This window comes from Aurantimicrobium minutum, from assembly GCF_029894165.1.
Classification (GTDB): Bacteria; Actinomycetota; Actinomycetes; order Actinomycetales; family Microbacteriaceae; genus Aurantimicrobium; species Aurantimicrobium minutum_A.
Window position 1 is genome coordinate 532617 of sequence record NZ_JARXXU010000001.1, and the last position, 14519, is coordinate 547135.

Annotated in this window: 17 protein-coding genes; 15 read left to right on the forward strand and 2 right to left on the reverse strand. The window is 57.8% G+C overall.

All coding sequences use genetic code 11. The features are described 5' to 3' along the window. Nucleotides 1-60: 60 nt before the first annotated feature. The 14 genes from secY to glmM all read left to right on the forward strand — a co-directional run bounded on the left by secY (nucleotide 61) and on the right by glmM (nucleotide 11429). Nucleotides 61-1383, forward strand: a complete 1323-nt coding sequence (gene secY / locus M2119_RS02835) for a preprotein translocase subunit SecY (RefSeq protein WP_280803449.1) — start codon at nucleotides 61-63, stop codon at nucleotides 1381-1383. Next, on the forward strand, nucleotides 1383-1970 hold the full coding sequence (locus M2119_RS02840) for an adenylate kinase (protein ID WP_280803450.1): 588 nt from the start codon (nucleotides 1383-1385) through the stop codon (nucleotides 1968-1970). Before secY ends, M2119_RS02840 begins: the two co-directional genes overlap by 1 nt. A 13-nt stretch (nucleotides 1971-1983) precedes the next feature. Beyond that, nucleotides 1984-2829 (forward strand): type I methionyl aminopeptidase, encoded by an 846-nt coding sequence (gene map / locus M2119_RS02845; protein WP_280803451.1) that lies wholly within the window; start codon nucleotides 1984-1986, stop codon nucleotides 2827-2829. 116 nt (nucleotides 2830-2945) lie between these two features. Then, on the forward strand, nucleotides 2946-4562 hold the full coding sequence (locus M2119_RS02850) for an RCC1 domain-containing protein (protein ID WP_280803452.1): 1617 nt from the start codon (nucleotides 2946-2948) through the stop codon (nucleotides 4560-4562). A gap of 161 nt (nucleotides 4563-4723) precedes the next feature. Continuing rightward, a complete protein-coding gene (infA, locus tag M2119_RS02855; RefSeq protein ID WP_110232739.1) occupies nucleotides 4724-4945 on the forward strand; it encodes a translation initiation factor IF-1 in 222 nt (73 codons plus the stop codon). Nucleotides 4946-5016: 71 nt separating this feature from the next. Next, nucleotides 5017-5130: a 50S ribosomal protein L36 gene (rpmJ, locus tag M2119_RS02860; RefSeq protein ID WP_047561540.1), complete on the forward strand. Its 114-nt coding sequence runs from the start codon at nucleotides 5017-5019 to the stop codon at nucleotides 5128-5130. 164 nt (nucleotides 5131-5294) lie between these two features. After that, entirely contained in the window at nucleotides 5295-5669 is a 375-nt protein-coding gene (gene rpsM, locus M2119_RS02865; protein ID WP_280803453.1) for a 30S ribosomal protein S13, read from the forward strand. Between the two features lie 49 nt (nucleotides 5670-5718). Beyond that, nucleotides 5719-6117, forward strand: coding sequence for a 30S ribosomal protein S11 (rpsK, locus tag M2119_RS02870; RefSeq protein WP_096382503.1), 399 nt, complete (start codon nucleotides 5719-5721; stop codon nucleotides 6115-6117). Nucleotides 6118-6197: 80 nt separating this feature from the next. Further along, a complete protein-coding gene (locus M2119_RS02875; protein ID WP_280803454.1) occupies nucleotides 6198-7190 on the forward strand; it encodes a DNA-directed RNA polymerase subunit alpha in 993 nt (330 codons plus the stop codon). Nucleotides 7191-7241: 51 nt separating this feature from the next. Beyond that, nucleotides 7242-7829: a 50S ribosomal protein L17 gene (gene rplQ, locus M2119_RS02880; protein WP_280803455.1), complete on the forward strand. Its 588-nt coding sequence runs from the start codon at nucleotides 7242-7244 to the stop codon at nucleotides 7827-7829. Nucleotides 7830-7922: 93 nt separating this feature from the next. Then, nucleotides 7923-8918 (forward strand): tRNA pseudouridine(38-40) synthase TruA, encoded by a 996-nt coding sequence (truA, locus tag M2119_RS02885; protein ID WP_280803456.1) that lies wholly within the window; start codon nucleotides 7923-7925, stop codon nucleotides 8916-8918. Between the two features lie 145 nt (nucleotides 8919-9063). Then, nucleotides 9064-9510, forward strand: a complete 447-nt coding sequence (gene rplM / locus M2119_RS02890) for a 50S ribosomal protein L13 (protein WP_280803457.1) — start codon at nucleotides 9064-9066, stop codon at nucleotides 9508-9510. 34 nt (nucleotides 9511-9544) lie between these two features. Beyond that, complete coding sequence (gene rpsI / locus M2119_RS02895) at nucleotides 9545-10036, forward strand: 30S ribosomal protein S9 (RefSeq protein ID WP_280803458.1); 492 nt, start codon at nucleotides 9545-9547, stop codon at nucleotides 10034-10036. A 31-nt stretch (nucleotides 10037-10067) separates the two neighbouring features. Beyond that, nucleotides 10068-11429 carry a phosphoglucosamine mutase gene (glmM, locus tag M2119_RS02900; RefSeq protein WP_280803459.1) on the forward strand — a complete coding sequence of 454 codons (1362 nt, stop codon included), beginning with the start codon at nucleotides 10068-10070 and terminating at the stop codon, nucleotides 11427-11429. Here the strand turns inward: glmM and M2119_RS02905 are convergent. Together M2119_RS02905 and coaA are read right to left on the reverse strand one after the other, a co-directional pair. After that, complete coding sequence (locus M2119_RS02905) at nucleotides 11426-11644, reverse strand: hypothetical protein (RefSeq protein WP_280803460.1); 219 nt, start codon at nucleotides 11642-11644, stop codon at nucleotides 11426-11428. The genes glmM and M2119_RS02905 overlap by 4 nt on opposite strands. Before the next feature lie 11 nt (nucleotides 11645-11655). Continuing rightward, nucleotides 11656-12609, reverse strand: coding sequence for a type I pantothenate kinase (gene coaA / locus M2119_RS02910; protein WP_280803461.1), 954 nt, complete (start codon nucleotides 12607-12609; stop codon nucleotides 11656-11658). A gap of 55 nt (nucleotides 12610-12664) precedes the next feature. Here coaA and glmS point away from each other — a divergent pair, with 55 nt between their 5' ends. Beyond that, the gene (glmS, locus tag M2119_RS02915) at nucleotides 12665-14515 is read left to right on the forward strand and encodes a glutamine--fructose-6-phosphate transaminase (isomerizing) (protein WP_280803462.1); all 1851 of its coding nucleotides are present in this window, start codon (nucleotides 12665-12667) and stop codon (nucleotides 14513-14515) included. Nucleotides 14516-14519 lie beyond the last annotated feature (4 nt).

Sequence of the window (14519 nt, forward strand, 5' to 3'; positions counted from 1 at the left end):
TACTGGCTCCCCGAAAGGGGGGCCAGTACGCGTTACACCACAGGTTTACAGGAGTCATTTGTGATTAGTGCAATCGTGCGAATTTTCCGCACTCCCGATCTGCGCCGCAAGATTGGCTTCGCGCTGGGCATGATCGCCCTGTTCCGTCTGGGCTCTTTCATCCCCGGACCCTACGTTGATTTTGGCAACGTCCAGGCGTGTTTGAACGCCAACCAAAACACCTCGGGCCTCTACGAGCTCGTCAACCTCTTCTCAGGTGGAGCACTGCTCCAGTTGAGCATCTTTGCCCTGGGCATCATGCCGTACATCACGGCGTCGATCATTATCCAGTTGCTGCGCGTGGTTATCCCACACTTTGAAACACTGCACAAGGAAGGTCAGGCTGGCCAGTCCAAGCTGACCCAGTACACCCGCTACCTCACCATTGCGCTCGGTGTTCTGCAGTCGACGACCCTCATCACCGTTGCTCGCTCCGGCGCTTTGTTTGGGACGAACTCCACTCCGGAATGTTCTCAACTGCTGACCAACGACTCCTGGTACGCCATTCTGCTCATGGTTATCACGTTGACCGCAGGTACCGGTGTGATCATGTGGATGGCTGAGCTCATCACCGAAAAGGGCATCGGTAACGGTATGTCCTTGCTCATCTTCACCTCGATTGCCGCAGGCTTCCCTCGCTCGCTGGGTAACGTGTACGCAGCTCGTGGTCTCAACACTCTGCTCATCGTGCTGGCCCTCATCATTGTGGTCATCATCGCGGTGGTCTTCGTGGAACAGTCCCAGCGTCGTATTCCGGTTCAATACGCCAAGCGCGTGGTGGGCCGTCGAACCTATGGTGGCAACAACACCTACATCCCGATCAAGGTCAACATGGCCGGCGTGGTCCCCGTGATCTTCGCCTCGTCCTTGCTGTACCTGCCTGCCCTCATCGCGCAGTTCAACCAGCCTGCAGCTGGTGAACAGCCTGCAGGCTGGGTGACCTGGATCACCACCTACCTGACCCAGGGTGACCACCCCGCCTATATGGCGCTGTTCTTCCTGCTCATTGTGGGCTTCACCTACTTCTACGTCGCCATCACCTTCAACCCTGTTGAAGTGGCGGACAACATGAAGACCTACGGTGGATTCATCCCCGGTATTCGTGCCGGTCGTCCGACCGCGGAATACCTGGACTACGTTCTTACCCGCATTACGCTGCCTGGTTCTCTCTACCTCGGCTTCGTCGCTATTCTTCCGCTCATCGTGTTGGCCTTGGCCGGCGCGAACACCGACTTCGCTTTCGGTGGAACCTCGATCCTCATCGTGGTGGGTGTTGGTTTGGAAACGGTGAAGCAGATTGATTCGCAGCTGCAGCAGCGTCACTACGAAGGACTCTTGCGCTAATGACAGGAACACGCCTGCTTCTCATTGGTCCTCCCGGTGCCGGTAAGGGCACGCAGGCTGCTGTCCTTGCGCAGACCTACGCGATTCCTGCCATCTCAACCGGTGACATTTTCCGTGCCAACGTCAAGAACGAGACTCCCCTGGGGCTCGAGGTCAAAGCCATCATGGCGCGCGGTGAATATGTTCCAGACTCCCTCACCAACGCGATTGTCGAAGACCGTCTGCACGAAGCAGATGCCGTCTCTGGCTTTCTCCTCGACGGTTACCCTCGCACCATCGATCAGGTGAACGAACTGGACCGCATGCTCTCCGCTGACGGCAAGGCTCTAGATGCTGTTGTGCTCATCACCGCAGACACTGATGTGGTTGTCGGACGCTTGCTCAAGCGCGCCGAGATCGAAGGCCGTGCCGACGACACCGAAGACGTGATTCGTCACCGCATGTCCGTCTATGAAGAGCAGACGGCACCCTTGATCGACACCTACACCGCTCGTGGCCTCGTCGTCACCGTGGATGGTTTGGGTGCCGTCGAAGACGTCACCGCACGGATCGTAGCTGCGCTGGCCGCCAAGGGCATTCAGGCTTAGGCCTGGGCTTCTGATGGGCTTTCGTACCAACATTTACAAGTCTCCTGCCCAGCTTCGGCTGATGGTGGAGCCTGGGTTGATCACCGCTGCCGCCTTGGATGCTGTGCGCCCTCTCATTCGTGCGGGAGTCTCCACGCTCGAACTCGATGCTGCAGCGGAGAAGGCCATCCGTGAACGCGGGGGAGAGCCCAACTTTATGTTGGTCCCCGGTTATCACCACACCGTGTGTGCTTCGGTCAACGATGCTGTGGTTCACGGCATCCCCGGCGGTCGCATTCTGGAACCCGGTGACATTGTCTCGATTGATGCAGGTGCTCAATACAAGGACTGGAATGGCGACTCCGCCATCACCGTTGTTGTTCCTGACCCGAGCCGGCCTGAGCTTGTGACCGAGCGTGAACAGCTTTCCCGCATTACCGAAGGTTCCCTCTGGGCCGGTATTGCGCGCCTCGCCAAGGCGAAGTATCTCAATGAGGTCGGTGACGCCATCCAGGGCTATATCGAACTCGAAGGCCAGAAGGTGGGCCACCGCTATGGCATCCTGACCGATTACATCGGTCACGGCATTGGTCGGGACATGCATGAAGCACCTCCCGTGTTTAACTACCGGGTCAAGCAAAAGGGTCCTGAGGTCAAGCCTGGCCTCGTCATCGCCATTGAACCCATGGTGGTGACCGGCAGCATCGATACCTATGTTGACGAGGACGAGTGGACCGTGATCACCGAAGACGGTGGCATGGCTTCGCACTGGGAACACTCCGTTGCCGTGCACAAGGATGGCATCTGGGTCCTCACTGCACACGACGGTGGCGCAGCAGGACTGGCGCCGTTTGGTGTTGTTCCGATTTCTATCGCTTAATTCCGCAATGAAGAGGGTTATCCCTACATAAGCATCGAAGAGTGTGTGTGGACTAGACCTCCTCAGTAACTTCAAACCTCATATGGCACGTTGTGCCCACATTGCGAGGTCTCCACATGAAGTTCTTTTTCCGCACCCTTACTTCTGGCCTGACCGGTGTTGCTGTCATTCTGGGGATCATGATGTTTGGCTCTGCGGCTCAGGCGACCATCACTCCTAGCTCTGGTCCGGCTGCTGGTGGAACAAGCGTCACGGTGGAGGGGATTCACTTTGTTCAAGTTGCTGGAGGTAGTTCGCACACTTTGGCTCTCACAAATCTGGGAACGGTCTATGCCTGGGGCGGCAACAACGATGGCGAGTTGGGCAATGGCACATTTACAAACTCCTCAACGCCTGTTGCTGTAATGGACGCCCAGGGGCTTTTGCCATTAACAGGTGTTTCTCAAATCGCGGTGGGAGATGATTTTTCCATCGTGTTGCTTGAAACGGGTGAAGTCTATGCGTGGGGAGAAAATGATTATGGCCAATTAGGCGATGGCTCAACTACGGGTAGAGCCTTGCCAACTCGGGTCAAAGACTCTGACGGAACAGGTTGGCTTTCTGGAGTAAGTTTTCTCGCATTGGGATCGACGCATTCATCCGCCATTCTTGAGAACGGAACCGTCATGGCCTGGGGTGACAACCTCTATGGCCAACTTGGAATCGGAACATTTGTAGACCAGTTGCTTCCAGTTACTGTCAAGGACTCTTCTGGTACGACAGCCCTAGCGGGGGTTAGTGCAATTGCATTGGGACAAGAACATACCCTGGCGCTGCTGGAATCGGGCCAGCTCATGGCCTGGGGCGAAAATTTCAGCGGTCAGTTGGGTGACGGCACTACTGTCTCCCGATCTCTTCCATTTGCGGTGAGTGATGCGTCTGGATCTGGTGTCTTGTCACAGGTCGCCTTCATTGGAGCGCGGGGTGACCACTCACTGGTCATATTGAACACAGGAGAGTCATACGCCTGGGGGAAAAACAATTCTGGGCAACTGGGTGACGGCACGACTACAAACCGTTCCAGGCCAGTCAGAGTGATGGATAGTTCAGGGAACGCACCTCTCGGAAGTACTTCGAAGATAATTGCTGGGTATAGATCTTCTTACGCTCAGCTTTCTACTGGAGAGCTTGTTGCGTGGGGAAGAAATTCTCTCGGGGAATTGGGCGATGGGACGACAAATGACAGTCTGCTCCCGGTATTTGTATTGAATGCTGCAGGCGATAGCGCCCTGACTGGTATTTCACTTGTGACGTCTGGAAGTAGTCATGTTGTGGCCGTGCTGACCTCTGGCACAACGGTTGCGTGGGGAGACAATTCGTCCTATGAGCTGGGTATTGGCCTCTCCACTCACTACGCGACATTGCCGCAGACGAGCGCAAACTTTCAGCCACAGAGCGTAAGTTTCGGATCGAACGTAGCTGGAAACCTCACGATTTCAAGCACAACATGGGCAGTAGTAAGCCCCGTTTCTACAGCTGGACACGTAGATATCTTGGCGACAGCATCTGTATTTGGTGGAGCTACCCCAGCAAGTCCTGCATTGGTAACGTGGAAAGCCGGATTGTTTACATACGAACCTGTCCTTGCTACAACCGGGTCTCCCGCACCTGTTCCGCTTGGAATAGCCGCGACACTGGCGCTCCTCGTGGGTCTGGCGCTCCTCGTGGGCTGGCGCAGAGTTAAGAGGAGCTAATTTCCTGCAGATATGTTCTCCAACTCGATACCCGGTTGGATTTCTGCCGGAATATCACATAAGCTAGGACTTTGGTGTCTGTTGCCCTGCCTTTGGCGTGTCGTCAGAACACTATTTGCATCCGCAAGACCAGTAATCCCCAACTAAGCGATAAGTGAGTTATGGCCAAAAAAGACGGCGTCATCGAGATCGAAGGTTCGATCACCGAAGCGTTGCCCAACGCTATGTTCCGCGTTGAGCTGACTAATGGCCACAAGGTTCTTGCCCACATCTCGGGCAAGATGCGCCAGCACTACATCCGAATCCTCCCTGAGGACAAGGTCATCGTAGAGCTCAGCCCTTACGACCTCACCCGTGGACGTATCGTCTACCGCTACAAATAAGGGTTACTGAGAAGTAACGGCCAGAGCCCACAAGGCTTCGGTACGAAGACAGCGATAAAAGGAAAAGAACAATGAAGGTCAACCCCAGCGTTAAGCCCATCTGCGACAAGTGCAAGGTGATTCGCCGCCACGGAAACGTCATGGTGATCTGCGAGAACCCTCGTCACAAGCAGCGCCAGGGCTAGTCGACAGGCTCCCACAAATTTTCACTCGCAAGAGTGAGCCCGCGGTTCGCCGCAACAACTCAATAAGCACTCCCAAGAACCTACTTCGGTAGGGGACACCTACGGTTGGAGGCCGTGGCACCGGGAATGCTCCATACCTCCACTACACACAAGGAGATGCCACCATGGCACGTCTTGCCGGAGTAGACATTCCACGCGAAAAGCGCGTGGAGGTTGCACTGACATACATCTACGGCGTTGGTCGTACTCGAGCAGTTAAGACTCTCGTGGACACCCAGATCAGCGGAGATATCCGCGTCAAGGATCTGACCGACGACCAGCTCGTCGCACTGCGCGACTACATCGAAGCAAACTTCCGCGTAGAGGGTGACCTCCGCCGTGAAGTTCAGGCCGACATCCGCCGCAAGGTTGAGATCGGTTCGTACGAGGGTCTTCGCCACCGTAAGGGTCTTCCCGTCCGCGGTCAGCGCACCAAGACCAACGCTCGTACCCGCAAGGGACCCAAGCGTACCGTCGCCGGCAAGAAGAAGGCTAAGTAATCCGCTTCGCGGGTTTTAGCCCCCCTTATTTAGGTTTTTAGGAGAAATCATGGCAGCACCTAAGTCGGCAGTTCGCAAGCCGCGCAAAAAGGACAAGAAGAACGTTGCTGTGGGCCAGGCCCACATCAAGAGCACGTTCAACAACACCATCGTGTCGATCACGGACACCACTGGTGCCGTAATCAGCTGGGCATCGTCCGGTGGAGTGGGCTTCAAGGGTTCGCGTAAGTCGACCCCCTTCGCCGCTCAGCTCGCAGCAGAGTCTGCAGCACGCCAGGCACAAGAGCACGGCATGAAGAAGGTAGATGTTTTCGTCAAGGGCCCCGGCTCTGGTCGTGAAACCGCAATTCGTTCGCTTCAGGCCGCTGGCCTCGAGGTTGGTTCGATTTCCGATGTGACCCCTCAGGCTCACAACGGTTGCCGTCCACCTAAGCGTCGCCGCGTTTAGTCTTTCCCCCCGTTTTAACAACTCAATAAACCGCTCACGCAAGTGTCATATATCGGACACTTAGCCGAAAGGAATACATAGTGCTCATTGCACAGCGCCCCACGCTTTCCGAAGAGAACATCTCCGAATACCGTTCACGGTTCATCATTGAACCGCTGGAACCTGGCTTCGGTTACACCCTCGGTAACTCGCTCCGTCGTACCCTGCTCTCCAGCATTCCTGGCGCAGCAGTAACCAGCATCCGTCTGGACGGCGTTCTCCACGAGTTCTCCACCATCCCCGGTGTCAAGGAAGATGCAACTGAAATCATCCTGAACATCAAGACTCTGGTTGTCTCCAGCGAGCACGACGAACCCATCACCGCTTACCTTCGTAAGCAGGGTGCTGGCGTTGTCACCGCTGCAGACATCTCCGCACCTGCCGGTGTTGAGATCCACAACCCAGAGCTGGTTATCGCAACCCTCAACGACAAGGCAAAGTTCGAGCTCGAACTGACCATCGAGCGTGGCCGTGGCTACGTTTCTGGCAGCCAGAACCGTTCCGAGTTCTCCGAGGCTGGACAGATTCCTGTTGACTCGATCTACTCGCCCGTCCTCAAGGTGACCTACCGCGTCGAGGCAACTCGTGCCGGTGAGCGCACTGACTTCGACCGCCTGGTCGTTGACGTGGAGACCAAGTCTGCGATCACCCCTCGTGACGCAATGGCTTCTGCAGGTCGCACTCTGACCGAACTGTTCGGTCTGGCTCGCGAGCTCAACACCGCTGCGGAAGGTATCGAGATTGGTCCTGCACCCGTTGATGCTGTTCTCAGCTCTGAGCTCTCGATTCCTGTCGAAGACATGGACCTCTCGGTTCGTTCCTACAACTGCCTCAAGCGCGAAGGCATCAACACCGTCTCTGAGCTGGTTGCTCTGTCCGAGACTCAGTTGATGAACATTCGCAACTTCGGTCAGAAGTCGGTCGACGAGGTTCGCGACAAGCTCATTGAAATGGGTCTTTCGCTCAAGGATTCTGTCCCCGGTTTTGACGGAGCACACTTCTACGGTGGCTTCGACGAAGACGAGAACATCTAAGCGACTGTCTGTATAGACACGTCACAGTATTGATTTACGGAGAAATAAAAAATGCCTACCCCAACTAAGGGTCCACGCCTCGGAGGCGGTCCTGCACACGAGCGCTTGATGCTCGCGAACATGTCCGTTTCGCTGTTCACTCACAAGTCGATCAAGACCACCGAGACCAAGGCTAAGCGCCTGCGTCCCGTGGCTGAGCGTCTCATCACGTTTGCAAAGCGTGGAGACCTTCACGCACGTCGCCGTGCGCTTGCAATCTTGCGGAACAAGGAAGCTGTTCACATCCTTTTCACTGAAATTGCTCCACTGGTTGCTGAGCGTGAGGGTGGCTACACTCGCATCACCAAGCTCGGTTACCGCAAGGGCGACAACGCTCCCATGGCGCAGATCGAGCTCGTGCTCGAGGCCCTCAACAAGAAGCCTGCGAAGGCTAAGCCAGCTAAGGCAGAGGCTCCCAAGGCCGCTCCCGCAGCAGCTGAAGTTGTTGAAGAGGTCGTCGTCGATGAGGTCACCGAAGAGGTCGTCGTTGACACCGCCGGTGAGGCAGTTGTCGAAGAGGTTGTAGAAGTTGCTGCAGTTTCCGACATGGTTGAAGAAGGCGCACCTGTTGAGCCCGAAGCAACGGAAGAAGCCAAGTAGTCCTTTACAGACATACTCGCAGGGAACCCCAGCACTTCGGTGCTGGGGTTCCTTCGTTAACGCACGAGTCTTCTGACATTTAGACTCAAAGACGTGAATCCTCCGGCAGAACCCATCGACGAACTCGTCGAAGATGACTTTGCCGACCTCATCGAGGTAGAAGGCTCTGTCCGTCTGCGTCTGGATCTCTCCTATGACGGCACCGACTTTGCCGGCTGGGCCAAGCAACCGGGTCTGCGCACCGTGGAAGACAACCTCGAGCAGGCTTTTGCACAGGTGCTGCGGATGGAAGTCTCCCCGCGCATCGTGTGCGCCGGGCGCACCGATGCCGGAGTTCATGCGGCAGCCCAGGTTGCCCACATCGATGTTCCGCTGGAACAACTCATTCGAGTGTCGTTCTCTCGGGAGGAACGCAGAGCCCTGCAGGAGCAGGGCGGCATTCCCTACGCCGACGAACTGCCTGTCGTTCCCGCGGTGATGCTCGATGCCCTCAGTCGCCGGGTCAATGGCTCGATGGGCCGTCACTCTGACATCATTATCAACCGCGTTGTCGTGGCTCCGCGAGGCTTTGATGCTCGCTTCTCGCCGCTTGCCCGGCGTTATGAATACCGCATCGCCGATGGCCTGGAACACCAGAACCCCATTGATCGGCGCGTGACCACGTTCCACTTCTATCCGCTGAATGTGGAGAAAATGAATGAGGTGGCTGACCTCATGCTGGGCCTGCGCGACTTCGGCGCCTTTTGCCGTCCCCGGCCAGGTGCCACCACGATTCGGGAATTGCAGGAATTTCGCTGGCACCGCCGCGAAGACGGCGTGATTATCGCGCGCATCCAAGCTGATGCCTTCTGTCACTCGATGGTGCGCTCACTTGTGGGGGCGTGTGTCGCTGCAGGATCGGATTCTGCCTCGCTCGAACACATCGAGGACCTGCGCGATCAGGCAGAGCGTACGAGTGTGTTTAAGGTCATGCCCGCCCACGGATTAACCCTGACCGAGATTATTTACCCCCCGGATCACGAGGTGGGCCAGCGGGCAGAACTTACCCGCAGCCGTCGCGAATTGACCGACGACGCTCCGATAGCGTAAATTAGACCCTTGGTGCTTGTTCCATGCGGAACGGGCCGCCGAAGTTGAGCCCTCGACTGATGGGTTCTGAACAGTTACTGTTCCAGAACGCAACGACTGAGCGGGATACACGGACCACTCATTTCGACAAGAAAGCAGTATTACTGTGACTCGTACCTTTACGCCTAAGGCCTCAGAAGTGACGCGCGGCTGGGTCATCATTGACGCAACCGACGTTGTACTTGGCCGCCTCGCTTCTCACGCAGCAACCATCCTGCGCGGCAAGAACAAGGCTACCTACACCCCTCACATGGATATGGGTGACTTCGTCATCATTGTCAACGCAGACAAGGTTGTCCTCACCGGCAACAAGGCTGCACAGAAGAAGGCTTACCGCCACTCTGGTTACCCCGGTGGTCTCCGCGCGACGACCTACACCGACCTGCTCGAGAAGAACCCCGAGCGCGCTGTCGAGAAGGCTATCCGCGGCATGCTCCCCAAGACCTCTCTCGGTCGCGATCAGTTCCGCAAGCTCAAGGTCTACCGTGGCGCTGAGCACCCTCACGCTGCACAGCAGCCCCAGGTATACACCCTCACTCAGGTAGCTCAGTAGAGCCTCGTAGATTTAGATAAAGGATTAAGTAATCATGGCGGATAACGCAGAAATCGAGACCGAGACCGAAGAGGTCACCGAGTACTCAACCGAAACTCCTGTTGCAGTAGCCCCGAAGGCTCCTCGCGCAATCCTCAACGTTCCCGGTGCAGCTGTCGGTCGTCGCAAGCAGGCTATTGCTCGCGTGCGTCTCGTTCCCGGTTCGGGCAAGACCACGGTCAACGGCCGTGAGCTCGCTAACTACTTCCCCAACAAGCTGCACCAGCAGCTCATCAACGACCCTTTCACCGTGTTAGAGCTCGGTGGCGCATATGACGTCGTTGCACGCATCACCGGCGGTGGCCCTTCCGGTCAGGCTGGCGCCCTGCGTCTCGCTATTGCTCGTGCACTGAACGAGATTGACCGCGACAACAACCGCGCGACTCTCAAGAAGTCTGGCTTCCTCACTCGTGACGCACGCGTCATCGAGCGCAAGAAGGCTGGTCTCAAGAAGGCCCGTAAGGCTTCTCAGTTCTCGAAGCGTTAATCTCGCTTCTGTAGAAGAAGTCGACTGTCCCTTGGCACGTCTATTCGGCACGGACGGTGTCCGAGGCTTAGCTAACCGTGAGCTCACGGCAGATCTAACCTTGGCACTGGCCCAGTCGGCCGCGGTGGTTCTCACCAGCGGTCGTCGTGCCGAAGCCAGACGAGCTGAGGGACGTCGTGCAACTGCGGTCATTGCCCGCGACCCCCGCATCTCGGGTGAATTCCTCACTGCTGCGTTGTCGGCCGGTTTGGCCAGCTCCGGGATTGACGTTCTCGATGCTGGCGTGATTCCCACGCCTGCGGCGGCGTTCTTGGTCAGCGACATCGGGGCAGATTTTGGGGTGATGGTGTCGGCCTCCCACAACCCGGCACCCGATAACGGCATCAAGTTCTTTGCCTTCGGCGGCACGAAGCTTCCTGATGAGGTCGAAGACCGCATCGAAGCATCGCTGGACGCCGATCACTTGCTGCCCACCGGCGGTGAGGTGGGGCGCATTCGTCGCTTCGCAGATGCCGAAGACCGCTACGTTGTGCACCTGCTCGGCACTCTGCCGCACAAGCTGGATGGCCTGCACGTCGTGCTGGACTGCGCCAACGGTGCTGCGTCGGCGATTTCCCCTGAGGTGTTCACCGATGCGGGTGCGCGTGTAACGGTTATTGCCGCAGACCCCAATGGCATCAACATCAACGACGGTGTGGGCTCGACCCACCTCGACGTGGTTGCGGCTGCTGTTCTCGCCCACGGTGCTGATATTGGTATTGCCCACGATGGTGACGCGGACCGCTGCTTAGCGGTGGACGCTCAGGGCAACGTCATTGATGGCGACCAGATCATGGCCATCCTCGCGGTGTCCATGAAGGAACGCGGCACGCTCACCAACGACACTCTCGTGGCCACCGTGATGAGCAACCTTGGTCTCCACAAAGCGATGGACAAGCACGGCATCCGTGTTCTCCAAACGGCGGTTGGTGACCGCTATGTCCTCGAAGGCTTAGCCGAACACGGCGCAGCTCTCGGCGGCGAACAGTCCGGTCACGTCATCATGACCGAATACGCCACCACCGGTGACGGTATTTTGACCGGTCTTCACCTGGTTGCCGAAATGGCTCGCACGGGCAAGACCATTGCGGAGCTTGCCTCGGTGATGACGGTCTTCCCTCAGATTTTGGTCAACGTCCGCGGTGTAGATCACCGCGCACTGGCCGGCAACGCGGCCATCGATGCCGCGGTTGCCGCTGCCGAGGCAGAACTGGCCGACACCGGCCGTGTTCTGCTGCGTCCGTCTGGTACCGAACCCATGGTGCGCGTCATGGTTGAAGCTGCAGATCAGACCACAGCTGACCGTCTGGCCCACGAACTGGCCGACGTGGTCAAGGCAGAGCTCGCGCTTTAGTTCTTTTTTCTGGTGCGGTAGGCCAGCTGTAACAGCCACTGCACGCCAATACCTGCGGCCAGGCACACCACTCCGGCGAGGCCATTGCCGCCGGGGAAGTATTCCCACTGTGAGCCGGGCAAGGTGAACAGCCAGCCACCAAAGAATGCAATCCAGGCCGTCCAGCCGAAAAGGACAGCGTTGAGGATCGACAGAATCCAAATAATGACGACCATGGTGTTCTTTCCTAGATTTTCCGCAGCAAGACGGTGGACACGGCGTGGTTGGCAGCTTTGCGCAACACGAGCGTGGCACGGGAGCGGGTGGGGCGAATGTTTTCTTCCAGGTTGGGGCGGTTGATTCTGTTCCAGAAGTCTTCTGCCGTGGCGCGGGCTTCGGCTTCGGTCAACTCGGCATAGCGGTGAAAGTAGGAATCGGGGTTCGAGAAGGCACTGCGCTGCAAGCTCAAAAAGCGTTCTTGATACCAGGACTCGATGTCCGGCGTTCTGGCATCCACATACACGGTGAAGTCGAACAGGTCGCTGACGGCCAGGCCGCCACCGCTGGTCGGCGGCTGCAGCACGTTGAGACCTTCCACAATGAGCACATCAGGCTGGCGCACGACGATCTTCTCGTCGGGCAAGATGTCATAACTGAGGTGGGAATAGACCGGGGCCGAGACTTCGGTAGCACCGCTCTTGACTTCACTGACAAAGCGCAGCAACGCACGACGGTCATAGGACTCAGGGAAACCTTTACGGTTCAGAATGCCCCGGCGGGACAGCTCCGCATTCGGATAGAGAAAACCATCGGTGGTGACGAGCTCAACCCGGGGAGTGTCCTCCCAGCGAGCCATGAGCATTTGCAGCAGACGTGCCACGGTGGACTTCCCCACAGCCACCGAGCCTGCGACACCGATCACGAACGGTGTCGTGGAGGCTCGCTGGCCGAGGAAGTTGGTCGTGTCCGCGTGAAGCTTGCGGGCTCCCGCAGCATAGATCGACAGCAAACGGCTCAGCGGGAGATAGACATCCTCGACCTCTTTGAGATCGAGACGGTCGCCCAGTCCCCGCAGGCTTTCGATATCTGCTTCAGTCAAGGGCGACGACGTGGTGGGTGCAAGCTCTGCCCATTCGTCGCGCGAGATCTCCACGAACGGGGTCGTGTGGACCGCGATGGGGGTGGTCGGCTCACTGCTCACCTCCCCATTCTGCCCTAAGCCAGCTCACTGCCCTACGTGGACTAAACTTGGGTATATGTGTGGAATCGTGGGTTACGTAGGTAAGAAGGACACAATAGCTGTCCTTATGGGGGGCTTGAAGCGACAGGAGTACCGCGGATACGACTCTGCCGGTATCGCCATCCTGACCGAACAGGGCACGATTGAGACCGCGAAGAAGGCGGGAAAGCTGCAGGCGCTGGTTGATCTGCTCCAGACCAGCCCCGTTTCTCCCGGTCACACCGGAATTGGGCACACCCGCTGGGCCACCCACGGTGGACCCACCGATGTCAATGCACACCCCCACTTAGGTGATGGCGGCAAGCTGGCCCTCATTCACAACGGCATCATTGAAAACTTTGCGGAAATCAAGGCCGAACTGCTGGCCAAGGGCTACGAATTCGAGTCAGAAACCGACACTGCCGTAGCTGCTGTCATGCTCGGTGACGTCTATGCCCAGGTGGGCGACCTGCGTGAAGCGATGCGCCTGGTGGTCAACCGTCTCGAGGGTGCCTTCACGCTGCTCGCTGTCCACACCGATGCTCCGCACCTCATCGTTGCTGCACGTCACAACTCACCCCTGGTCATTGGTCTGGGCGAGGGTGAAAACTTCCTCGGCTCGGATGTGGCTGCGTTTGTGGAATACACCCAGCGCGCGGCAGCCGTGGGACAGAACCAAGTTGTGGCGATCACTCCTGACGCGGTGGAGGTCACCGACTTCGACGGTAACCCCGTTGCGATCGAAGAGTATGAAATCGCCTGGGATGCCTCCGCCTCCGACAAGGGTGGCTGGTCGTCCTTCATGGCTAAAGAAATCACCGAGAACCCTGACGCGGTGGCCAACACCGTCCGTGGTCGCGTGGTCGACGGTCTGGTCGAGGTTCCTGAGCTCACCGAACTCGGGGACGACATCCTCAACGGCATCAGCCGCATTATTTTGGTGGCCTGTGGCACTGCGTCCTATGCGGGCATGGTCGGCGCCTACGCCATCGAACAGTGGGCCCGTATTCCGGTTGAGGTTCAACTCAGCCACGAGTTCCGTTACCGCGACCCCGTGATCACCCCTGAAACTCTGGTTATCTCCATCAGCCAGTCCGGTGAAACCATGGACACTCTGATGGCGGTTAAGTATGCCCGCGAACAGGGTGCCCGCACCATCTCGGTCTGTAACACCCAGGGCGCCACGATTCCTCGCGAATCTGATGCGGTGGTCTACACCCACGCAGGCCCCGAAGTCGCTGTGGCGTCCACCAAAGCTTTCGTCGCCCAGATCACGGCGCTGTATTTGATCGGTCTGCACATCGCGCGCTCCAAGAAGACCGTGGACGAGAAGGAACTGCGCCGTTTGGCGACGGACCTCCAGGCGTTGCCTGCGAAGGTCACGAAGGTGTTGGAAACCGGCGAAAAGATTGCGCAGCTGGCCAAGTGGATGAGCGATACTCCTTCGGTGCTGTTCCTGGGCCGTCACGTCGGCTACCCCATCGCGCTTGAGGGCGCACTCAAGCTCAAGGAGCTTGCCTACATTCACGCCGAAGGCTTTGCTGCCGGTGAACTCAAGCACGGCCCGATTGCTCTGATCGACCACGGTCAGCCCGTGTTCGTCATCGTGCCCAGCCCCCGAGGTTCTGCATTGATTCACTCCAAGGTTGTCTCCAACATCCAGGAGATCCGTGCCCGTGGCGCTCGTGTTATTGCCATTGCAGAACAGGGCGATGCCGCTGTGTTGCCGTATGCAGATGAAGTTATTCAGATTCCTCTGGCGGACCCCATGTTTGAGCCCATCCTCGCGGTGGTGCCCCTGCAGATCTTCGCCATGGAGCTCGCAGACGCCAAGGGCTTGGATGTTGACCAGCCACGCAACTTGGCCAAGTCGGTCACGGTCGAATAGCCAC

Bases quoted from the DNA above. Each gene is read 5' to 3' on its own strand.
- M2119_RS02840 (WP_280803450.1), top strand. From the start codon at position 1,383: ATGACAGGAACACGCCTGCTTCTCATTGGTCCTCCCGGTGCCGGTAAG.
- map (WP_280803451.1), top strand. From the start codon at position 1,984: ATGGGCTTTCGTACCAACATTTACAAGTCTCCTGCCCAGCTTCGGCTG.
- M2119_RS02850 (WP_280803452.1), top strand. From the start codon at position 2,946: ATGAAGTTCTTTTTCCGCACCCTTACTTCTGGCCTGACCGGTGTTGCT.
- infA (WP_110232739.1), top strand. From the start codon at position 4,724: ATGGCCAAAAAAGACGGCGTCATCGAGATCGAAGGTTCGATCACCGAA.
- rpmJ (WP_047561540.1), top strand. From the start codon at position 5,017: ATGAAGGTCAACCCCAGCGTTAAGCCCATCTGCGACAAGTGCAAGGTG.
- rpsM (WP_280803453.1), top strand. From the start codon at position 5,295: ATGGCACGTCTTGCCGGAGTAGACATTCCACGCGAAAAGCGCGTGGAG.
- rpsK (WP_096382503.1), top strand. From the start codon at position 5,719: ATGGCAGCACCTAAGTCGGCAGTTCGCAAGCCGCGCAAAAAGGACAAG.
- rplQ (WP_280803455.1), top strand. From the start codon at position 7,242: ATGCCTACCCCAACTAAGGGTCCACGCCTCGGAGGCGGTCCTGCACAC.
- rpsI (WP_280803458.1), top strand. From the start codon at position 9,545: ATGGCGGATAACGCAGAAATCGAGACCGAGACCGAAGAGGTCACCGAG.
- M2119_RS02905 (WP_280803460.1), bottom strand. From the start codon at position 11,644: ATGGTCGTCATTATTTGGATTCTGTCGATCCTCAACGCTGTCCTTTTC.
- glmS (WP_280803462.1), top strand. From the start codon at position 12,665: ATGTGTGGAATCGTGGGTTACGTAGGTAAGAAGGACACAATAGCTGTC.